The sequence below is a fragment of the Gordonia sp. LMA484 genome (assembly GCF_058129505.1).
Map to the genome: position 1 here is coordinate 5,123,816 of NZ_CM176700.1, position 21,222 is coordinate 5,145,037.

General features: G+C 66.1%; 20 protein-coding genes and 1 pseudogene. 7 read left to right on the forward strand and 14 right to left on the reverse strand.

Going from position 1 to position 21,222, the window contains the following annotated elements:
• Positions 1–29 precede the first annotated feature (29 nt).
• The 8 genes from AC4AMJ_RS22785 to kdgD form a co-directional block, all read right to left on the reverse strand.
• Entirely contained in the window at positions 30–257 is a 228-nt protein-coding gene (locus AC4AMJ_RS22785; protein WP_489898862.1) for a ferredoxin, read from the reverse strand.
• Positions 244–1,326 (reverse strand): NADH-ubiquinone oxidoreductase-F iron-sulfur binding region domain-containing protein, encoded by a 1,083-nt coding sequence (locus tag AC4AMJ_RS22790; RefSeq protein WP_489914876.1) that lies wholly within the window; start codon positions 1,324–1,326, stop codon positions 244–246. The genes AC4AMJ_RS22785 and AC4AMJ_RS22790 overlap by 14 nt, the downstream gene beginning before the upstream one ends.
• Complete coding sequence (locus AC4AMJ_RS22795) at positions 1,323–1,889, reverse strand: ferric reductase-like transmembrane domain-containing protein (protein WP_489898860.1); 567 nt, start codon at positions 1,887–1,889, stop codon at positions 1,323–1,325. The genes AC4AMJ_RS22790 and AC4AMJ_RS22795 overlap by 4 nt, the downstream gene beginning before the upstream one ends.
• Entirely contained in the window at positions 1,886–2,932 is a 1,047-nt protein-coding gene (locus AC4AMJ_RS22800) for an FAD:protein FMN transferase (protein ID WP_489914878.1), read from the reverse strand. Before AC4AMJ_RS22800 ends, AC4AMJ_RS22795 begins: the two co-directional genes overlap by 4 nt.
• The gene (locus tag AC4AMJ_RS22805; RefSeq protein WP_489898858.1) at positions 2,866–3,141 is read right to left on the reverse strand and encodes a hypothetical protein; all 276 of its coding nucleotides are present in this window, start codon (positions 3,139–3,141) and stop codon (positions 2,866–2,868) included. Before AC4AMJ_RS22805 ends, AC4AMJ_RS22800 begins: the two co-directional genes overlap by 67 nt.
• 167 nt (positions 3,142–3,308) lie before the next feature.
• Complete coding sequence (locus AC4AMJ_RS22810) at positions 3,309–4,340, reverse strand: acyl-CoA thioesterase (RefSeq protein ID WP_489898857.1); 1,032 nt, start codon at positions 4,338–4,340, stop codon at positions 3,309–3,311.
• 92 nt (positions 4,341–4,432) lie between these two features.
• Entirely contained in the window at positions 4,433–5,626 is a 1,194-nt protein-coding gene (locus AC4AMJ_RS22815) for an L-talarate/galactarate dehydratase (protein WP_489898856.1), read from the reverse strand.
• A 74-nt stretch (positions 5,627–5,700) separates the two neighbouring features.
• Entirely contained in the window at positions 5,701–6,615 is a 915-nt protein-coding gene (gene kdgD, locus AC4AMJ_RS22820; RefSeq protein ID WP_489898855.1) for a 5-dehydro-4-deoxyglucarate dehydratase, read from the reverse strand.
• A gap of 143 nt (positions 6,616–6,758) precedes the next feature.
• Here kdgD and AC4AMJ_RS22825 point away from each other — a divergent pair, with 143 nt between their 5' ends.
• On the forward strand, positions 6,759–7,631 hold the full coding sequence (locus AC4AMJ_RS22825; RefSeq protein WP_489898854.1) for a LysR family transcriptional regulator: 873 nt from the start codon (positions 6,759–6,761) through the stop codon (positions 7,629–7,631).
• 179 nt (positions 7,632–7,810) lie between these two features.
• The gene (locus AC4AMJ_RS22830; RefSeq protein WP_489898853.1) at positions 7,811–9,205 is read left to right on the forward strand and encodes an MFS transporter; all 1,395 of its coding nucleotides are present in this window, start codon (positions 7,811–7,813) and stop codon (positions 9,203–9,205) included.
• A 106-nt stretch (positions 9,206–9,311) separates the two neighbouring features.
• Here AC4AMJ_RS22830 and AC4AMJ_RS22835 read toward each other — a convergent pair whose 3' ends face one another.
• From AC4AMJ_RS22835 to AC4AMJ_RS22855, 5 genes and pseudogenes are all read right to left on the reverse strand, one after another.
• On the reverse strand, positions 9,312–10,130 hold the full coding sequence (locus tag AC4AMJ_RS22835; protein ID WP_489914880.1) for a DUF2182 domain-containing protein: 819 nt from the start codon (positions 10,128–10,130) through the stop codon (positions 9,312–9,314).
• Between the two features lie 4 nt (positions 10,131–10,134).
• On the reverse strand, positions 10,135–10,737 hold the full coding sequence (locus AC4AMJ_RS22840; RefSeq protein ID WP_489914882.1) for a DUF1326 domain-containing protein: 603 nt from the start codon (positions 10,735–10,737) through the stop codon (positions 10,135–10,137).
• Positions 10,738–11,095: 358 nt separating this feature from the next.
• Positions 11,096–11,434, reverse strand: coding sequence for a PIN domain-containing protein (locus AC4AMJ_RS22845; protein WP_489898850.1), 339 nt, complete (start codon positions 11,432–11,434; stop codon positions 11,096–11,098).
• Positions 11,435–11,583: 149 nt separating this feature from the next.
• A pseudogene (locus AC4AMJ_RS22850) lies at positions 11,584–11,736 on the reverse strand (type II toxin-antitoxin system VapB family antitoxin); the annotation flags it as partial.
• 66 nt (positions 11,737–11,802) lie between these two features.
• Positions 11,803–12,408 (reverse strand): hypothetical protein, encoded by a 606-nt coding sequence (locus tag AC4AMJ_RS22855; RefSeq protein WP_489898849.1) that lies wholly within the window; start codon positions 12,406–12,408, stop codon positions 11,803–11,805.
• Between the two features lie 199 nt (positions 12,409–12,607).
• On the opposite strand from AC4AMJ_RS22855, the gene AC4AMJ_RS22860 reads away from it, so the two are divergent.
• A complete protein-coding gene (locus tag AC4AMJ_RS22860; RefSeq protein WP_489898848.1) occupies positions 12,608–12,946 on the forward strand; it encodes a VOC family protein in 339 nt (112 codons plus the stop codon).
• A 164-nt stretch (positions 12,947–13,110) separates the two neighbouring features.
• Here AC4AMJ_RS22860 and AC4AMJ_RS22865 read toward each other — a convergent pair whose 3' ends face one another.
• Positions 13,111–14,433, reverse strand: a complete 1,323-nt coding sequence (locus AC4AMJ_RS22865; RefSeq protein ID WP_489914885.1) for an MFS transporter — start codon at positions 14,431–14,433, stop codon at positions 13,111–13,113.
• 229 nt (positions 14,434–14,662) lie between these two features.
• Between AC4AMJ_RS22865 and AC4AMJ_RS22870 the strand changes: the two genes are divergently transcribed.
• From AC4AMJ_RS22870 to AC4AMJ_RS22885, 4 genes are read left to right on the forward strand one after another with little or no spacing between them, the layout of a single operon-like run.
• A complete protein-coding gene (locus tag AC4AMJ_RS22870) occupies positions 14,663–16,081 on the forward strand; it encodes a DUF3375 domain-containing protein (RefSeq protein WP_489918495.1) in 1,419 nt (472 codons plus the stop codon).
• Positions 16,078–16,656: a DUF4194 domain-containing protein gene (locus AC4AMJ_RS22875; RefSeq protein WP_489914887.1), complete on the forward strand. Its 579-nt coding sequence runs from the start codon at positions 16,078–16,080 to the stop codon at positions 16,654–16,656. Before AC4AMJ_RS22870 ends, AC4AMJ_RS22875 begins: the two co-directional genes overlap by 4 nt.
• Entirely contained in the window at positions 16,649–20,050 is a 3,402-nt protein-coding gene (locus AC4AMJ_RS22880) for an ATP-binding protein (protein WP_489914889.1), read from the forward strand. The genes AC4AMJ_RS22875 and AC4AMJ_RS22880 overlap by 8 nt, the downstream gene beginning before the upstream one ends.
• Positions 20,047–21,198 carry a Wadjet anti-phage system protein JetD domain-containing protein gene (locus AC4AMJ_RS22885; protein WP_489914891.1) on the forward strand — a complete coding sequence of 384 codons (1,152 nt, stop codon included), beginning with the start codon at positions 20,047–20,049 and terminating at the stop codon, positions 21,196–21,198. Before AC4AMJ_RS22880 ends, AC4AMJ_RS22885 begins: the two co-directional genes overlap by 4 nt.
• The last annotated feature ends 24 nt before the right edge of the window (positions 21,199–21,222 follow it).

The window sequence follows — 21,222 nt, forward strand, 5'->3', positions numbered from 1 at the left end:
GTCAGGGACAAGTCCGGCGCAGCGCCCGTTCACCGCCAGCGCAGGGCGCGAGCCGGACACAGCCGGATCGCCTGCGCACCGTCTCGCGATGCGATCGGGACGTCGTCGAGAATCGGATACCCCCACTCGTCGAGAGTGACCGCCGGGTCGAGGAGTTCGGCACAGACACCCTGGCCGGTGCATGCGATTCGGTCGACGGCCAGTCGGGTCTGGTCCGCCCCGGGCGCCACACCGACGATTCGGTCACGCAGAGACATGGGCACCCTCCTGATACGCGCGGTACCGGCCGGGTAGCCGGTGACCGTACATCCGCAGTGCGGACGAGAGGAAGTTCGCGACGCCGTCGGGGTGACGGCAGCTACCCCGCCCCGGAAGGAGCTGCAGCCGTCGTTGGAAGCGGCGCCAGTCCTCGTCCGACGCTCCCCCGGAGGTCAGACGCACCAGGTCGTCGGCGACCGCTGGAAGGCCGAACATGCACGGTCCGCATTGCCCCGCCGATTCCGCTGCGGCGTACTCGATCGTCTGCACGATGAGCGACCACGGATCGACCCGGGCATCGACGGCTCGGACGATGGCCGGGCCGAGCCGTAGTCCATAGCGGCGCAGACCTTCTCGTGACCACATCACCGCGGTGGCGCGCGGTATCGGGAGAAATCCGCCACCGATCCCGTTCAGCCACAGCGATTCCGACCTCACCGAAAGTCCACCGGCCAGGTCGATGAGGAATCCCACCGGAACCCCCGCGTGCGTCTCGAACACACCGGGGTGGGCGACCGCTCCGTCGACGGTGACCAGACGCGGACCGGGTTCGTCGGCGGTGCCGACCGATCGGAACCACCGCGGGCCCAGTCGGACGATCTGTTCGATTCGCCAGACCGTCTCGGCGTTGAGGACAAGCGTCGGGGGGAGCGTTCGACCGTCCGGCGAGTTGATGCCGGAGGTGATCGGCGCCGTGCGGGACAGCGGCCGGGCCAGCCCGCCGTTGGCCAGGTTGACCAGCGCCGATTCCTCACTGGACACATAGCGGTGCGGCACGCAGATGTACGGCACACCGGTGTCGTGGAGCATCCGCATTGCGGCGGAATCCTGGTGCGCAGCAATCCGGAATCGGTCGCCGGCGATCCGTTGTGCCGCTGCCACGACCTCGTCCAGGCGTCGGACGATGACCCATTCGTCCTTGGCGGCGCCGAGTTCGCCATCGCACGCATTGATGATCAGTTCGGCATTGTTGCGTTGCGCCGCATCGAGTTTGACAGCGGTGGGAAACTCGGCGCCGCCACGCCCGTTGAGCCCGGCGTCGGCGATCAGATCTACGAGATTGTTCACGACCACTCCTGCGAAAGTGCCATCCGTCGACGACGTCGGTCAGGGGAGACATGGGCGACGCGCCACACCGCGGCTGTTGCCATGACGGCCCCGCACACGATGGTGATGCCTCGGAGGATGGGCTGGTCGCCGCCCGCCATGAGCAAACCGTGCAGCACGGCCAGCACCGCCATGACGTAACCGGCCCAATGGATCACGCGCCAGCGGTGCTCGGGGATCCGGTGCCGGAGCAGGGACGTGATCACGATGGCCGCGATCACGTCGAGCGCCAACGTTCCGAGCGCCACCGCCATGGGCTGGTAGTTGGACGCGAACGGAACGACGGCGGCGACCCAGCTGATGTCGACGTAGGTGTCGACGATGGCGGTGACCACGTGCAGGGCGAGGAACACAACCGCGCCGAGCGCCAGCGTGCGATGCAGAGCGGTGATCGTCAGGGACGTCGATGCCTGCATTCGACGGGGGCTGGCGGTGGCGACGCCCAGCACGACGACCGACGTGAACAGCACGAGGGTGGCGACGCCTGCGCCCCGCGAGATGTACCACAACCAGATGCTGCTCATCGGCACGTCTCGGTCGTCGTCAGGCGTTCATCGTCGGCCGGCCATCCGCAGGTTCGATACTCGTCTCCGGTCGTCGCGATCAACAGTGCGGGGATGTGCCGCGCGGTCAGCCAATCGATCGCTCCGTCGGCCAGGATGATGGCCGCCGTCGATGCGGCGTTGGCCTGCAGCGCGTTCGGACCGGCACACGTCACCTGCGCCCAGGAGGTCTCGGCAGGCGTTCCCGTGCGGGGATCGATGATGTGGTGGCGGCGTCGTCCATCGTGAATCCACGTGCGGAGCTGGGTGGAGGAGGTGGCGAAGGCCTGATTGCGGGTGGCGGTCACCGTGTGCCGGGTGACTCCGTCGCGGTCGGTCACTCCGACCCGCCAGCCACCGGGTGGTGGCGTGCCGGCTGAGGCGAGGTCACCACCCAGGTCGACGAGGACGCCGCCGCCGACGCGCGCCGTGATCGCGCGCGCCCACTCGTCCGCGGCGAACGCCTTGGCACTGGCACCGAGGTCGAGGATCGTGCCGGCGTGGATGGTCAAGGAGAGGTCCGCCAACCGGAGACCATCGCGATGAGCCGCGTGGGGTGTCTGACGTCCCCAGCGTGGGGCCCGCGACCGTACGAGGTCCAGATCGTCGTCGTACCCTGCGTCGAACAACGCCCGGCCGACGGTCGGTGTCACGAGTCCGTCGGTCAGCAGGTCCGTGCGGATGGCCGCGCGGACACAGGCAGCGAGCAGCGGCGACACCCGGACGGTCAGTGTCTCGTCCCCGCGATCCCGCGCAGCCGTGCTGGCCGCGTTGATCCGACTCACCTGGGCATCCGAACGGAATCGGGATGCGGCGCGATCGAGGTCGTCGAGTCGCTCGACGAGCATCGCGCGGGCTTCGGGCAATGCCGCGGCATCAGTCGTGACCAGGCGGATGTGGGTGCCGATCGCCGACAGCTCCACCGCGTAGGTGGCGTCACGCTCGATGAGGTCGGGCATCAGGATGCCCCGGTGTTCGCGTGCGAACTCGTGCCACCGCTCTGGATCGGCGGGGTGCCGGCCCATCCGGGGGCAGAGTCGTCTGAGCTGCTCGACGACGATCCGGACTCCACGCCCGATCCGTAGGTCGTGCTGGTCGTGGTCGCGGCGGGCGTTGGGCTGGTGTCGGCGGCGAGCGCCAGGCCGCCCGCGATACCGGCGGTGGTGATGACGCCGGCGGCACATGCGCCGGCCGTCATCCACCTGACTCTGACGAGGTTGGGGTTGCCGGCCATTCGGACTCCTCGGGGGAAGGCCCGTAGGTCACGACCTCAGGGCCTCGGGCTGATGTTGATCCCCATGGTCCACACGCATCCTGAAGATTCGCTGTAAGTCGACTGCAGATCCCATGCGGGCAGGTCAGACCCTGTGTCCGCCCTTCGAATGCGTTCGCCCCGGGAGCTCACGACACCCATGATGCCGATGGTGACGGGGTGAAGGGCTCGACCACTTCCCGCAACGCGATCAGGTCCTGGGCATGGCGGTCGAGCCGGGCATCCTCCGCGGATACCGGGTGCCATTGCGGCACGGGTTGCGCCTTACCCGAGTCGTCGAGAGTGACGAACACGGTGAGCGCGTGTGCGGCCAGAGCCTTCGTCGCCGAACCGGTGGCGGATGTCATGACGTGCACGCTGCAGTGGATACTGCGCGGCCCGGTGTGGATCAGACGAGCGGTCACCTCGATCGTGTGCCCGATGATGATCGGCCGGTAGAAACGGATGCCGCCGATGTAGGAACCGATCACCTGGGCGCCTGCCCATCGGGCGCCGCACGCGTAGCCCGCGTCGTCGATCCAGTGCATGATGCGCCCGCCGTGGACCTTGCCACCCCAGTTGACGTCGGTCGGTGACGCCAGGAAGCGGAGGGTGGCATCCGGCGCGGTGCCCTCGTCGGAGTAGGTTTGCTCAGCCATAGCCGTTTCGATCTTGTGGCGCAACGAGATTCGAGACCGTGCTTGACGGTGGCGTTGTAGCTCACGCATGGTTCCGGGTGTCCACGGGGGAATCGTGGTCGGCTGCCCGCCGTCGTCGACGGCGACGAAGATGGTCAGGCACTGCGCCGACTGCACGGGCCTGACGCAGGTCGGATCGGTCGAATACACACTGACCAGGATGTGCATCGAGGTGCGCCCGGTGTAGACGAGGGTCGCGTGCAGTTCGACGAGTTCGCCGACCGCGATGGGCCGCTCGAGATGGATGTTGCCCACGTAGGCGGTCACGCAATAGCGGCCGCTCCACTGGGCGGCGGCCGCGTAGGCGGCCTTGTCGATCCATTCCAGGAGCTTGCCGCCGTCCACCGCGCCGATGATGCCGGCGTCGGACGGCTGCACGAGGAAACGGTGGACCATCTCATGGCGGCCCGGGTCGAGATCGGTCGAGTTGCTCGTGCCGGTCTGCTTGCTCGTGTCGGTCTGCGCGGACGAGGAAGTCGCCATGATGGTTTCGCGATCTGCTGGTGGGTACATGATTCGCCGAGTGGCGTGGGGGTTTGGCCCACGCCACTCGGCGGCAGCGATTACCGGGCGGCCTAGCGGCCGAAGTCCGCGGTCGCCACGGTCCAGGCGCGCGCCTGCTCGCTGAGGGTGAATCCAAGTCCCGGACGATGGGAGAGATGCATACGCCCGCCGCTGATCTCGAGATGTTCGTTGAACAGCGGGTCGAGCCAGTCGAAGTGTTCCACCCACGCTTCGAGGGGGTAGGCGGCGGCGAGGTGCAGGTGGATCTCCATGGCGAAGTGCGGGGCGAGCTGGAGATGGTTGTGCTCGGCCAGCGCGGCGAGCTTCATGAACTGGGTGAAGCCGCCGATCCGGGGGGCGTCCGGCTGGATGATGTCGACCGAACCGGCCTCGATGAGCCGGACGTGTTCTCCGACACTGGCCAACATCTCACCGGTCGCGATCGAGGTGTCGAGGCTGCGCGCAAGCATCGCGTGACCCTCGGCGTCGTAGGCATCGAGCGGCTCCTCGATCCAGACGAGATTGAACTGCTCGAAGATGCGGCCCATCCGTTGTGCGGTGGGGCGATCCCACTGCTGGTTCGCGTCGACCATCAGCGGCACGTCGTCACCGAGATGCTCGCGCACGGCGGTGACTCGCGCGATGTCGACCTTCCAGTCCGGCTGACCGACCTTGATCTTGATCCCGCCGATCCCCTGTTCCAGGGAGCGGGTGGCGTTGTCGATGACCTGCTCGATCGGAGTGTGCAGGAAGCCGCCCGAGGTGTTGTAGGTCTGCACCGAATCACGGTGTGCGCCGAACAGTTTGGCCATCGGCAGTCCCGCGCGCTTGGCCTTCAGATCCCACAGGGCGATGTCGATCGCGGCGATCGCCTGCGTCGCGACTCCGCTGCGTCCGACAGAAGCACCGGCCCAGACGAGCTTGGTCCAGATCTTGGCGATGTCGTTGGGATCCTCACCGATCAGGACGGGAGCGATCTCCTTGGCGTGGGCGAACTGCGCGGGGCCGCCGGCACGCTTGGAGTAGCTGAATCCGATGCCCTCGTGGCCGTCCTCGGTGCGGATCTCGGCGAAGAGGAACACCACCTCGGTCATCGGCTTCTGCCGGCCGGTCAGCACCTTCGCGTCACTGATCGGGGTCGCCAGCGGAAGCACGATCGAGGAGAGCTTCACCGAGGCGATCGCGTCGGCAGTCGCTGCCCCGGCGGAGAGCGGATCGACCTTGGCCGCCTGGTTCTGCGTACGGGTCACGGTGGGGGTGCTCATGGTGTTCTCCTTGATGGCGTCAATGCCGGTGTGTTCAGTGTGGATCGATGGCCACGTCGTGTCAGCCGACATGGTCAGCTGACCTTCTTCACGAGGTCGGCCAGTTCGGCCAGCTCGATGTCGTCGAGGTCGGTGAGCGGGGACCGCACCGGCCCGGCATCGCGGCCGATGACCTTCATGCCGCCCTTGATGATGCTCACCGCATATCCCTGCTTGCGATTGCGAAGATTGCAGTACGGGATGACGAAGTCGTTGAGCGCAGTGATGACGAAGGTGGTGTCCCCGCGGCGGAGCGCATCGTAGAAGGACAGCGCGAACTTCGGGACGAAGTTGTAGATCGCCGACGAATACGTCGTGACACCCAGCGCGAGGTACGGCAGTGCGAACATCTCCGCGGTGGGCAAACCGCCGACGTAGATGAGCCGTTCGCCGATGCCGGCGTAGATCCGGGTCATCTGCTCGATGTTGCCGACGCCGTCTTTGAAGCCGATCAGATTCGGACAGCTGTCGGCCAGTTCGGCGACCGCCGCCTCGGTGTAGACCGCGTTCGCACGGCTGTAGATGATCACGCCCAGGTCGGTGGCGGCGCACACGGCCTTGACGTGCGAGACCAGACCTTCCTGGCTGGCCTCCGTCAGGTACGGGGGGAGCAGCAGAACGCCGTCGGCGCCCACCTGTTCCGCGGACCGGGCCATCTCCACCGCGGTGGATGTGCCGTACCCCGCCGGGGCGATCACCGGGGTGCCGGCGGAGGCCTCCCGCACCGCGGCGGTGACAACCTGCTCGACCTCGGCCGGGCTCAGCGAGAAGAACTCGCCGGTGCCGCCGGCGGCGAACAGGCCCGCGGCCGGGAACTGGCTCAACCACCCGATGTGCTCGCGGTAGCCGGTTTCGTCGAAGGAATGATCGGACGCCAGGTGGGTGACCGGGAACGACAACAGGCCTGAACCCAATTGGCGGGCGACGTCGTCGGGCGACTGGCTTGGCATGATGTTCGGTCTCCTTGCGCGTGTGCATGTCTGCGTGTCCAACGGCTTGTGCGTTGTGTCACAAGGCTACGAACCCCTACGATTCAAGTCCAACACTCTTTCTGGATGATCTGATACTCGAAAGGTATCCGTTGTATACGTTGGTGCAGTTGAAGCAGTTCGTCGCCGTAGCCGAAGAGATGCACTTCGGGCGTGCCGCCGAGCGGCTTCACATGACCCAGCCACCCCTGAGCCGTCAGATGCAACTGCTGGAGAAGGAGTTGCAGGTGGATCTGTTCGACCGGTCGAGCCGCTCGATTCGGCTCACCCCGGCGGGTAAGGCGTTCCACGCCGACGCTCAGCGCCTCTTGCAGCAGGCCGAACGCACCGCACTGTCGGTTCGCAAGGCATATGCGGGCACGTCCGGGCTGCTGCGGGTCGGGTTCACCGGCGGAAGTGTGCACTCAGGCCTGGCGGCGGTATTGCATGCCGCCCGAGGGGCGATCGAGGATGTCGAACTGGAACTGCGCGAGCTGGTGACCATGGCTCAACTCGAGGCACTGTCGACCGGCGCACTCGACATCGCATTGGTGCGGCCGCCGGTCACCAGGCCGGATCTGGTGGCGAGGACACTGATCCGCGAGCCCCTCATCGCCGCCCTGCCGAGCGGTCACCCCCTGGCCCAGACGGGCGACCCGGTACAGGCCACCGATCTGCACGGCGTCGACCTCATCATGTACAGCCCGATCGAGTCCCGGTACTTCAACGAACTGTTGTCATCTGTGCTGCATGCCGCCTCGGTGGCCCCGGTCGTCGTGCAGTACATGGTCCAGATCCACAGCATCGTCGCGTTGGTCAATCTCGAATGGGGCATGGCCGTGGTCCCCGAATCGGCAAGTCGCATGCAGTTCGACAACGTCGTCTATCGACCACTCGTCCTCGCCCAGCCGGCCCAGGCCGAGCTGGACCTGGTGTGGCGCGTGAACGACGACAACCCGATTCTCGAGCGGTTGCTGCCCGCGCTGGACCTGCACTGAGCCCGCTCTCGGCGAGGAACGACGACGCCTCTGACACATACCCAGAAGGTATTACTTCATCCGAAAACGGGCTTGGACTCGCATGGGTTGGCGACCGTACTGTCACTTTCACCGGCCGATGTGATGCGGGACACCCGCAGACCTGGCATCGGAGACACTGAGCACAGGAGAATTGCCCGATGAGTACCATCCCCGCGGTCGCCAAGCCGACCGCCATCTCGATCATGAAGACGGGAAAAGTACGCTTCACCATTCTCGCGATGGTGTTCGCGGTGACGGTCATCAACTACGCCGACCGCGCCACCATCTCGATCGCCGGCGACGCCATCCAGAACGAGTTCGGGATCTCGTCGGTCACACTCGGTTACATCTTCTCGGCATTCGGCTGGTCCTACCTGATCGGTCAGATCCCCGGCGGATGGCTGCTCGACCGGTTCGGCTCCAAGAAGGTCTACGGAATCGCGATTCTGACGTGGTCGCTGTTCACGATGTTCCAGGGGTTCATCGGCAACTTCAGCATGGGCACCGCGGTGGGCCTGCTGTTCATCCTTCGTTTCATGGTCGGTCTCAGCGAGGCACCGGCCTTCCCGGGCAACGCCCGCATCGTCGCCGCCTGGTTCCCCACCTCTGAGCGCGGCACCGCATCCGCGGTGTTCAACTCGGCCCAGTACTTCTCGACCGTCGTGTTCGCACCGCTGATGGGCTGGCTGGTCAGCGCACTGGGCTGGGAGCACGTCTTCACCGTCATCGGCGGTATCGGTGTGGTGCTCGCACTGCTGTGGATCAAGGTCATCTACAGCCCCCGTCAACACCCTCGACTGTCGCAGGGCGAGTTCGATTACATCGAGGACGGCGGAGCCCTCGTCGACATGGACCACGCAGACACCAAGCCCCGTGAGTCGGGCAAGGTGCAACTGCACTACATGGCGATGCTGCTGCGCAACCGGATGACATTCGGCGTCTTCCTCGGCCAGTTCGCCATCACCACCATCACCTGGTTCTTCTTGACCTGGTTCCCGGTGTATCTCGTTCAGGACCGCGGCATGTCGATCCTCAAGGCCGGCATCATCGCCGTCCTGCCCGCCATCTGCGCCTTCGTCGGCGGCATCGGCGGCGGGTTGTTCTCGGACCTGCTGATCCGCCGAGGATGGTCACTGACAGCCGCCCGCAAGACCCCGATCGTCGCCGGTCTGCTGCTGGCCAGCACCATCATGATCTGCAACTACGTCGGCAGCTCTTGGATGATCGTCGTCCTGATGTCGCTGGCATTCTTCGGCAAGGGATTCGGCGCCCTCGGTTGGGCGGTGATGTCGGACATGTCGCCGAAGGAGATCTCCGGCCTCGGCGGCGGTGTCTTCAACACCTTCGGAGCGGTCGCCGCGATCACCACCCCGATCGTGATCGGTTACCTCGTCGGCGACAGCGGATCGTTCGACCTGGCCCTGATCTTCGTCGGCGCGTGCGCCCTGCTGGCGGTCTTCTCCTACGTGGTCATCGTCGGCCCCATCAAGCGGCTCACCCTCGAGGAGATGGAAGCAGACCACGCGGCGCGAAAGGCCAAGAGCCACAGCTGATATCGATCGGATCAGCCACGACACCCCTTGTCTCGCCCGACCACGGCGATGCGAGGGGTTTCGTTTGTCCGGCGCGTTCGGCGTTCACCTCCGGCGCGGTACATGGCTACATACCCGCCATGTCGCTCATCGGCGCAACACCCGGGATCGTCAGTCCTGGTATGGATTCCGGGGAGACGATGATCAGAACTCCGAGGACCAGCAGGAGCGCGGTGGTGCCGTAGATGGCGACGCGTCGCCACGGCAGCAGCTTCTCGACGGTGATCAGCACGGTCACGAACGCCATCCAGACGATGCTCATGATGCCCAGCGCGAACAGCGAGGCCATCAGCGCCCAGCAGCAGCCCAGACACCATGCGCCGTGGGAGACACCCATCCGCACGGCGCCCGTCGTGCCGTCGCGCCAATGTCCGAGGAGGAACCCCAGCGGGCTGCGGCAGTGACGCAGGCACACCGTCTTGGCCGGGGTGAGTTCGTAGACCGCCGCCACGATCAGTACGCCACCGGCCAGCCATCGGCCGGCGTGATCCCAGGACACGCTGTCACCGAGGAGACGCCGACCGGCTTCCGAGATGGCGAACGCCAGCACTCCGGCAGCGGTCCATGTCAGGAGGTAGCCCGATACGAAGACCAGCGGCGCGACCGGGGAGCGGGTCTTGGTCATCCGCGAGTACAGCGCCACCGTGGGCCAGACCGACGGCAGCATCATCGCCGCCATCATCACCAGCCAGACACCGACGAACCAACCGAGTGCCCCCAGGGCTGTGCCGGGGCCGTTGTCCATGCCCCGCATCGCGTCGACCGTGAACCACCACGCGCCGATGGCCAGCGCGAACAGCAGCACGACCAGCCCGGTGCGGGTCCGCGCCGCCAGATACATCGACCGTGGCAGCGCCGGACCGGCGTCGCGATGTTGGACCGTCACCGGCTCAGGCAGCCCAGGCGAACTCCGCGGCCGACAACCCCGACTTCCCCTCGATTTCGATTCCGAAAGCGTTGATGTTGCTGCGCTTGGTCTCGGCGACCACGAACTCCGAGCCGGCCGGATGGAACATACCGGTGATGCGGACGGGTTCGCCTGTCTCGATACCGAACGGCACGACGTCCTCGATCTCGAAGTCGACCGCGTCGCCGATGCGCACCGAGTGGTTCAGGCCGTCCTCGACCACGTCGATCGGGGCTCGCTCGACACCCAGATGTTCGCCGACCAACGGACCCAACGCCGCCATCGGACCGCCGAGTTGGCCGCTGAAGACACCCGCGAGTTTCTCAGCCTGTTCGGCGGACGCCTTGTCGTCGATGAACACACCTACCCGCCAGTTGCCCTCGGTCATGACCTTCGGGGTATCGGCCACGAGAGCCACCACTGACCCGGCGACCTCGGTCCCGTCGACCTCACCGCTCGTGACGTTGAAGACAAACGCCACTCGGCAGAAGTCGTAATCGGCACCGTGCGCGAGGTTGAAATTGCAGGGACACACGAAATCACACGAACACGTTTCGATGTAGGTTCCCGCTACTTTCCATGACATTATGGCTGCCTCCTCAATTGGTGGTTGGCTGCCTAGACCCATCCTCCACGCATCGTCCGACGATCGGAAGGGGTTTGCCGCAATCGTTTCGCAACCGCCGCTCCGGGGAACGGTCACGATGATTGGCACCATCACAATCACGGGTTTCGATACCAGGAAAGCCGTTGTCCCAAAATCTATTCAGGGAATCACCACATATCGCACCTTTTCCGCCTTCGATTAGTGGCGCGAACTAACGGTGCTGAAATACCAAGAGTTGCGCCCAAAGTCCGACGACGCATGGCAGTAAGCCTCGGAACACATGTCATGTCAACGACTTACGTTTCGGGCGCCGGTGACCGCGACGGCGCCACGATGGTCACGGATGACCAGGGCCGCCAACGACTCGGCGCACCTCGACATCGGGAAGGTGGCGGGCAGCCAGGTCGTAGTCGGAATCATCATGGAGGACCACCAGACCAGTCACGGCTGCGGTGGCACAGATCAGCAGATCAACGACCGACAGGGCGCGGGCCGCACCCACGCTCGAGAGCCGATACTGCGCCGAATCGATCCACCGCCAAACAGATTTCGGGACGAGAACATCGGGGTAGACATCGCGGAACATCTGGTTCATCTCATCGAACTCGCGCACGTTGCGGGCCGATCTGCGGAATTCGGTGCGTTGGGGTTCGCACGACCCGACTGCTCCGCTCACCAGCGAGGGGTACCAGGCCTCGGTGACTTCCGGTTGCCGTTGGATTCGCCATATCGCCGAAGAGTCCGCGAGGAAGGCGATCAAGGTCCGGTGGCCTTCTCGTCGGCCCGGGCTTCGAGCCATCCTTCATGGTCCCAACTTGCTGCCTGTTGCCGAGTCCGGGCGAGAGCTTCGACGCGCCGGAACCGCTCGACATAGTCACGCATCGCGAGGTTCACGGCTTCTTTCTTGGTATGGACCCCGGCGAGTCTCATCACTTCGGCCAAGGCGTCGTCATCGAGGTCGATCTGAGTCACCGCCACAACGGCCTCCCTTGTTGGTGATGTGTGTGATCATGATACATCGCCAACACGTGAGCCCCGGATTGGCTACGTCTCGGTGGCAACCGGAACAACTCCCCGTCGGGCGAGGAGCACTCCGAGCAATCCATAACCGAGGATGGTCTGGACCGCACCGCCCCAGAACCCGATACCGGGGATGGCACTGAGAGGCAGCGCCCAGAAGAACCAGCTCTGGGCGAACAGCGTGTGCCAGCGCAAGGCGCCGGTCCACCTGCCGGCGACTGCGATGCGGATACCGATGATCACCATGCCGAGCATGGACAGCGGCCAGCACACGTCGAAGATCGCCCACACCACCGATCCGTGGATGAGCCAGAACGTGTCGAGGATCGTGGACACGACAGCGCCTGCCATCAGCGTGAGCTGGATGCGATAGCCGATCCGGGCGACTCGGCCCGGTCCCATCGCGCGCGTGCGGTACTGGACCCTGAGCAGGGCGATGATCGCGCACTGGAAGACGAGAGCGGTGATGCCGAGGAGGACCGACTGCCTGTCGAACCCTTCGTGGTCGCCGACGGCGGACATCGTCGGGCCCCACGCCGTGGCGCCGATCGCCAGCGCGATTCCGGTGGCGCGGGTGGACACCGACGTAGGGGACGCAGATCGGGTTGTGAACGGATCAAGCGTGGTCATGGCTCTCCTCTTCGACGGACTGACGTCTGGGAAAAGAGTCGCGCACCGCACTTGGAGTCGACTTGGGACTCCGAGCGACGTGCGACGGTGGCCGAGAACTGGGGCGTTCGTGGCCGTCCTTCCCCTTGTCCTGCGACGGCGCCGGCGATTCAATGCTCTGTGCGGCGACCGGTTCGCCCAATGCCCTCGCATGGAAGTGATGACGATGGATGTGTTCGCGGGTGTGCCGGTCGGCGACCTGGCGCGGTCGGTGGAGTGGTTCGGGCGCTTGTTCGGCGATGTCGAGTCGTTCGAACCCAACGACGTCGAACGGGTGTGGACGCTGACCGAGCACGGCCACGTGTACGTCGTGGTGGCGCCCGATGATGCCGGGCATGGCCACCTCACCCTGTTCGTCGATCATCTGGCCAACTTCCTCGCGTCGGCGGCCGAGCGCGGCGTCGAACCCGAATCGCGCGAGACCTACGGAAACGGGATCACCAAGGTGGTATTTCGCGACCCGGACGGCAACGAGATCGGGGTCGGCGGGCAGACCTGACCCTTCGCGGCGCGGACCGGGTCACGAACCCCGAGGCACGAGGGCAAGGGCCGGACGGTGGAGGTCGAGCGGGAAGGCGCGGGCCGGCTGGGAGAACGCGGGTCGTCGACCGCCCGCGCCGCCCGAACCGAACCGCGCCATCCAAGAAGACCCGCGTCGGGGTGCTACCGGTCCTCAGGCCCCCGCGTCGGAACGGGCCGTCCGGACTGCTGTGACCACAGCGCCGGGTCGTCGCGGAGCAGCCGGGCACGACCCTTGCGGCGATACCGCCAGATCTGCGTCGCGCCGAGTCCCCACAGCAGGAACTGGGCCGACATCGCCCAGGTGAACGCCTCGGCGGGATAGCCGGAGACGCCGTCGGGAGTGCGCCAGTCGAGCAGCAACCCGATCAACGCCACCGTGGTGAGGCTGGCGATGAACCCACCCTGATTGATGATTCCGGTGGCGGTGCTCACCCGGAACACGGGATTCGACGTGCGGCCGAGGTCGAAACCGACCATCGAAGCCGGACCACCCATGCCGCAGATCACCACCAGCACGACGAGCAACCAGAACGGCGCTTCACCCGGCCAGGCCAGCACCACGGCCCATGCGGTCGCGATGGTGGCGATCACCAGCAGCACCAGCGTCGACCGATGCCACGGCCATCGGGTGATCAGCCACGCGAACGTCGGGCCGAATCCCATGATCGAGAGCACCATGATCGTGAGCAACAGACCGGCCGACGCCGCGCTCAAACCCTCCCCCTCCACGAAGAACGGGTAGCCCCACAAGAGCCCGAGCACCGTCGCGCTGAACTGGGAGGAGAAGTGCATCCAGAACCCGAGCCGGGTACCCGGATGTTCCCACGACGCCGCCAGGCTGTTCTTGATGCCGGTCAACCCGAGCATCGGGCCTGAGGTGGTCCGCATCTCCGCCGAATCGCGCACCACCACGAGTGTCGCCACCAGCAGGACCGCACCGAGCCCGGCGGTGGCCAGATAGGCGTGCGTCCAACCCCACGCCGACAACGCCAGCGTCATCGGCACCGCTGCCGCCACGGCGCCGAGCTGCCCGAGCACACCGGTCAGCTGGGTCATCAGCGGGATGCGACGCACCGGGAACCACGAGTTCACCAGGCGCAGGACACACACGAAGGTCATCGCGTCACCGACACCGACGAAGAACCGTGACGACAGCGCCCAGCCGTAGTTGTCGGCGAACGCGAAGCTCAGCTGCGCGCACGTGAGGATGAACGTGCCCGACAGGAGCACGCGTCGGGGCCCGAACCGGTCGACCAGCAGTCCGACCGGCACCTGCATCAGCGCGTAGACCAGCAACTGCAGCACGACGAACGTCGACAACTGCGATGCGCTGATATCGAAGCGTTGCGCCGCGAGCAGACCGGCGACGGCCAGGGACGAGCGGTGCAGGACCGCGACGAAGTACACCGACAGCCCCACGAGCCAGATCGCCATCGCCTGGGTGGAGCGGGGTCGGGCGGTCATCGTCGAAGATCCGGGGCGGGGCGTGCGGGCTGCAGACTGTCGAACACTCGGTTCATTGTCCGGCATCGGCCGGAGGTGCCGGACGGGGGTCTACGCGGCACGGTGAGTGCGCGCGTGCGGGGCTGAGGACTACGCGATGGTTCTTCGGTCGGCCTGCCCACGGTGTGTTGCGCCCTTGTCCGCCCTGTTGCCTACCCTTGACCCCGTGGACTTCGAGGCCTTCGGCAGCATGTGGGATCGCCATCCCGCGTGGCGGCTGCTGCGTGCCCACAACTCGCCGCTCATCCTGGCGTTCCTGGGGAACTTCTTCGTCGAGGGCAATCGTGGCGCCAGCTCGGCAAGTGCCCTGGCCGCGGCGTTGGACGACCTGATCTACGACCTCAATGCCGACGCGCCGACCGAGGACGGGCAGCCCCGGTTCCCGAAGGAACCACGCGCCTACCTGGAGGACTGGTCGGCCACCGACGCCGGCTACCTGCGGCGTTTCTATCCGCCCGGCGACGACGAGGTCCACTACGAGGTCACGCCGGCGTTCGAGAAGGCCTACGCATGGGTGGTCTCGCTGCAGGGACGCTCGTTCGTCGGCACCGAATCCCGGCTGCACACCGTCGTCGAGCTGCTGCGTCAGATCGTGCACGGCACCGAGGCCGACCCGGAGATCCGCTTGACCGAGCTGCGACGCCGCCGCGCCGAGATCGACGCCGAGATCGCGGCGGTCGAGTCCGGTGACGTCGCGGTGCTCGACTCGACCGGGGTCCGTGACCGCTATCAACAGTTGGCCTCGACCGCCCGTGAGCTGCTGTCGGACTTCCGCGAGGTCGAGGACAATTTTCGCCTCCTCGATCGCGCCGCCCGCGAGAAGATCGCCTCCTGGGACGGGCCGAAGGGCGAGCTGCTCGCCGACCTGGTCGGGAGCCGGTCGGAGATCTCGGGGTCCGATCAGGGTCGCAGCTTCGCGTCGTTCTACGAATTCCTGCTGTCCGACGCCCGCCAGACCGAATTGTCGGAGCTGCTGGCCAAGGTGTCCTCGCTCGACATCGTCGACGCCGACCAACGCATCCGCGGCATCCACCATGACTGGTCAGAGGCTGCCGACCGCACCCAGCGCACAGTTCGGCAGATCTCCGAACAGCTGCGCCGCTTCCTCGACGATCAGGTCTGGCTGGAGAACCGTCGCGTCCTCGACCTGGTCCGCACCGTGGAGAGTGCAGCCATCGACGTACGTGGCAGAGCACCCTCATTCGGGCTCGAGGTGGATCAGCCCGGGATCGAGATCACCCTCCCGTTCGAACGGCCGCTCTATCAGCAGCCTGCCGCGGTCACCGTCGAGAGCCAGATCGACGATGCGACCGAGCAGGTCGATGCCGATCTCCTGTTCACCCAGACGTATGTCGACCAGGCCCGACTGGCGGCCAACATCCGCCACATCCTGCCGGAGCGGTCGTCGGCGTTGCTGACCGACGTGGTGAGCATGTATCCGATCGAGCAGGGCGCCGCGGAGATCGTCGGCTACCTCGCGCTCGATGACGACGACGTGAGCGTCGACATCGACGACACCGACGAGACCCTGCTGGAATACCCCGACCCTGACGATCCGGACACCACGAAACGTGCCCGGTTGCCGAGAGTCACGGTGAGGCGACGATGACCGACGAACGCGCGATCGCACACGCCATCATCCGGCTGATGCAGGGTGTGGTGTACCGCGAATCCGACGAGGACACCTGGGCCACGCTCGAACGTTCCGGTGCGGGCGTGCGCGATCACTTCGCCACCATCGGCGTCGACGTGGTGGTCGATGACTCCGAGGGCTACGCCTATCTCCGATCGCGTCCGGATGAGGAAGGCGACGAACCACTTCCGCGTCTGGTGCGCCGACGCGCGTTGACCTACAACGTGAGTCTGCTGCTGGTGCTGTTGCGCAAGCGGCTACTGGAATTCGAGATCACCGGCGGCGAAGGACGACTCGTGCTGTCGACCGATCAGATCGTGGAGATGCTGCGACTGTTCCAGGCCGAGTCGACCAACGAGGCACGCCTGGTCGACCAGGCGGAGTCGACGATCAAGAAGGCGGTCGAACTGGGGTTCGTCCGTCAGTTGCGTGGGCAGACCGATCAGTGGGAGGTCCGGCGGATCATCAAGGCGTACGTCGACGCGCAGACACTGTCGGACTTCGCGAGCAAGCTACGCGAGTATGCCGGGACGGTGACCTCGGATGACTGAGGGCTTGTTCTCGGCGGTCGAACTCGCCGCGCCGAGTGGCGGCGCAGGATTCCGGCTCCAGCACGTCGAGGTCCTGAACTGGGGCACCTTCGACCGGCAGGTGTGGCGGCTGAGCCCCAACACCGATACCGCACTGTTGACCGGCGACATCGGCTCCGGCAAGTCGACCCTGGTCGACGCGGTGACGACCCTGCTGATGCCCGCGCACAAGATCGCCTACAACAAGGCCGCCGGCGCCGAGGCCAAGGAACGCACGCTGCGCTCCTACGTGGAGGGCCACTACAAGTCCGAGCGCCAAGAGGCCACCGGACGTTCGCGCGCCAAGGGGCTGCGTCAGGACCGTGGCACCTATTCGGTGATCCTCGGCGTCTTCAACAATCCCGGCTACGACGAGACGGTCACCCTCGCGCAGGTCTTCCAGCAGCGCGACAGCGCCGGACAGCCGTATCGCTTCTACGTCACCGCGACCAAACAGCTCGCCATCGCCACCGACTTCGCCGACTTCGGCTCCGACCTGCGGGATCTGCGCAAACGCCTGCGGTCCGCCGGCGCGGATGTGGTCGACGAGTTCCCCAAGTACTCGACGTCGTTGCGGCGTCTGCTCGGCATCCGCTCGGAGCAGGCACTCGAGTTGCTGCATCAGACCGTGTCGATGAAGTCGGTCGGCAACCTCAACGACTTCGTTCGCGACCACATGCTCGAACCCAGCGACTCGACCGATCGGGTCCGCGACATCATCGGCCACTTCGAGGACCTCACCAAGGCCCATGATGCGGTCAAACGGGCCCGGGAACAACTCGAGGCACTTGATCCCATCGTGACGACCGCCGCGAAATACGATGCTGCCCTTGCCGAACGCGATCAACTCGACCTCCAGCGCGCGGCCGTACGACTGTTCATCGCCGAGCACCGCTCCGGGCTGCTCGCCGACGAGATCGCCACGCTGAACGCCGAGGGCGAACGGCTGTTGCGGGAACAGGATGCGGCCAAGGCGCAGCAACGGAATCTGAACCGCGAACGTGAATCGCTGATCGAGGAACGTGCCCGCGCCGGTGGTGATCGGGTCGGCGAGCTGGAACGGCTCGCCGCCACCGCCCGCGACGATGTGGACAAACGCCGCCACGGGCGGACCCTGTTCGACGTCACCGTCGCCGACGCCGCATTCGAACAGGTCACCACTGCAGGGCAGTTCACCGCACTGCGCGGCCTCATCGCTGACGAGCGGCCGCGCTTGGCCGAGATCAAACGTACCCTCGACGCCTCCACCGCCGACGCCATCGGGCGCGAAAAGGAGGCCGTTCGGCGCTGCGACGCCATCCGCGACGAGCTCGACGACTTGGCCAACCGCACCAGCAATCTGCCGCCCGACCAGGTGCAGTTGCGCGATCAGCTATGTACCGCTCTGGGTCTCACGCACGAGGAGCTGCCTTATGCCGGTGAGCTTCTCGACGTCGACGAGGATCATGCGCAGTGGCGGGGCGCGGCCGAACGGGTGTTGCGTGGGTTCGCGCTGTCGTTACTGGTGCCGCAGGAGCATTATGAGGCGGTGACCGGCTGGGTCAACGGGCGTCGGCTCACGTTCCACGGCGCGGGTGGGCGGACCGTCGGCGCGAAGCTGGTCTACGAACGCGTCCCGGCCCGGCGGGTTCCGTTGCAGCGCCAGGATTCCGGTGTCATGACGCTCGCGGACTGCCTGGAGATCAAAGAGGGTCCGTTCACCGATTACCTGCGGGACGAACTCATCAAGCGTGCCGATCACCAGTGCGCCACGACCCTCGAGGAGTTCCGGGCCGCACGGCGCGCGGTGACCCGCGAAGGTCAGGTCCGTTCCGGCGGGCGGCATGAGAAAGACGACCGGCACCGCGTCGACGATCCGCGTCGATGGGTGCTCGGCTGGGCCAATGAGCGCAAGATCGCCGCGCTGCGTGAGGATTTCGAGGATCTCGAGCGCCAACGTGCGGTGGCCGCTGCCGATGTGGCGGCCCTGTCGGACGAGCGTGATGCGTTGCAGACACGGCGCGAGGCGCTCGCCCGCCTCGACGGCTTTCACTCCTGGGCCGATCTCGACGTCGCGGAAGCCCAGCGTCGGGCCGACGAGTACGAGGCCGAGCGGGCCCGGCTGGAGGCGGGTTCCTCACGCCTGCAGGAGATCACCACCGCGCTGGAACGCAACGCCGAACTCGCGACGGCCGTGGCGCAGTCCATCGACGAACTCACCGGCACACTCGCCACCACCGCCGCGACCACCCATCAGGCCGAGCAGCACAAGAAGCGCGACGATGAGTTCGTCGCGCAACACTCCGAAGCCGATATCGTGACCGCTCGCGCTTCCTATGACGCGCTGACGCAGCGAGTCACCGGATCGCTGCCGGCCCGGGCCGCCGATTGTGCGGCCGCGGAGAATTCACTCTCTTCGAGTCTGCATCAGCGCATCGAGCGACTCACCCGCGAGCTCGGTGGTTTCGGGCAGAGCCTCGCCCAGTACATGGCCGAGGTGTTGCGACGCTGGCCGGACCTGCGCGCCGATATGGACGCCGACGTCGACGCCCGCGCCGATTTCGTCGCGTTCCGCGATCGGGTCGCCACCGACGACCTGCCGCGCTTCGAGTTCGAGTTCAAGGAGCAGTTGAACAAGAACGCCATCCAGGAACTCGCCGGGTTCAACAACTGGCTCAACCGCCAGGCCGCGTCGATCGACGAGCGCGTCGCGCGGATCAACGAGGCGTTGGGTGCGGTGCCCTACAACCCGGGCCGCTACATCCGTCTGGAACGCGAGTCCACCACGAATCAGGATGTGGCGCAGTTCCGTTCCGATCTGCGGAACCTGACCAACGACAGTCTCGCCGTCGACGGCGACCAGTATTCGGAGCAGCGGTTCCTCGATGTCAAGCGCATCATCGAACGGTTCCGCGGCCGCGATGGACACGCCGACTCCGACAAGAACTGGACCCGCCGGGTCACCGACGTGCGCAATTGGTTCGTGTTCTCCGCCTCCGAACGCGACGTCGACACCGACGTCGAGTGGGAGCACTACAGCGATTCCGACGGCAAGTCCGGTGGGCAGAAGGAGAAGCTGGCCTACACGATCCTGGCGGCGTCCCTGGCCTATCAGTTCGGGCTGGAGTGGGGTGTGGAGAAGTCCCGCGACTTCCGGTTCGCGGTGATCGACGAGGCGTTCGGACGCGGATCGGACGTGTCGACGCGGTATGCGCTGGACCTGTTCGCCAAGCTCGGCCTGCAGCTGCTTATCGTCACACCGTTGCAGAAGGTGCACGTCATCGAGCCGTACGTGAAGGCCATCGGCTTCGTCGACAACCCCACCGGCACCTTCTCGCGGCTGCAGACCATGACGATCGAGGAGTATCGCTCACGCCGCGACGGGCGGCTGAAGTGACCCGTCGGTGGACCTCCTCCGACGACATCGCGGCAAAGGTGAAGCGGCGCTGGGACGATGGGTCGCTGTTGCGTGCCCATGCGACCGGTGAGCCGTTCGAGCCCATCGAAGTAGCGCTACGTGGTCCGTCGGCGTCGGAGATCGGTGAGGATCTCGGCGCCGCCCGAGAGTGGGTGGCCGCGCTCGACACCGGCCGCCGCGACGACCGACGCTATGGGTTGCGATGGCAATCGGTGGGTGGACGACACGTCGGACGCAACCAACTCCCTGCGCGAGCCGTGGTGACATCGTTCGATCAGGCGTGGGCGCTGCTGGGCGTGGCGAGTTCGGTCCGACAATTCGACGAGCTGCTGGATCTCGCCGTCGACCACCCTGCCATACGCACCTGGCTGCTCCGATATCCCTTGCGCGCACTCGAATTGGCACCGGAGATGCCCCGGTTGATCGCCGCCTACGCCTGGCTGGACAAGCACCGAGACTCGCACCGCTACCTTCGTGAGATCAGCGCGCCCGGTGTCGACACCAAGTTCGCCGAGCGGCACCGCCCGGTGTTGGCGGCGATGCTCGGGGTGTCGACGACGGCGTCCGGTTTCCTCTCTGGCCTCGGCCTGCAGTCGAAACCGGAGTTCGTTCGGCTGCGGCCGTCGTCGGCGCTGGGACTCCCCACGCCGCTGACCGAGCTCACCGTCCGCGCCGATGAACTCGCACATCTGGACCTGCGGCCACACAGTGCACTCGTGATCGAGAACGAGATCACCTACCTGAGCGTGGACGTCCCCGACCATGAAGTGGTGCTGTGGGGCAAGGGGTTCGAGGTGGATCGGATCGGCCGTCTGCCCTGGCTGGCCGGCGCGCCGATCCGCTACTGGGGTGACCTGGACACCCACGGCTTCGCCATCCTCGACCGGCTGCGGGCCTGGCTTCCACAAACCCGGTCGATCCTGATGGATCGGGAAACCCTTGTTGCGCATCGCGATCGTTGGGTCACCGAGGACCGTCCGGCGACGTCGGAGCTGACCCGGCTCACGTCCGCCGAGCGTGACCTCTACGACGACCTCGTCGCCGACGCGCTCGGCGAGAAGGTTCGTCTCGAGCAGGAACGGATCGATTGGACCTGGGTCCAGCAGCGACTGTCGGCCAACACATGAGCGTTCCTCCCCCGGGCAATAGGA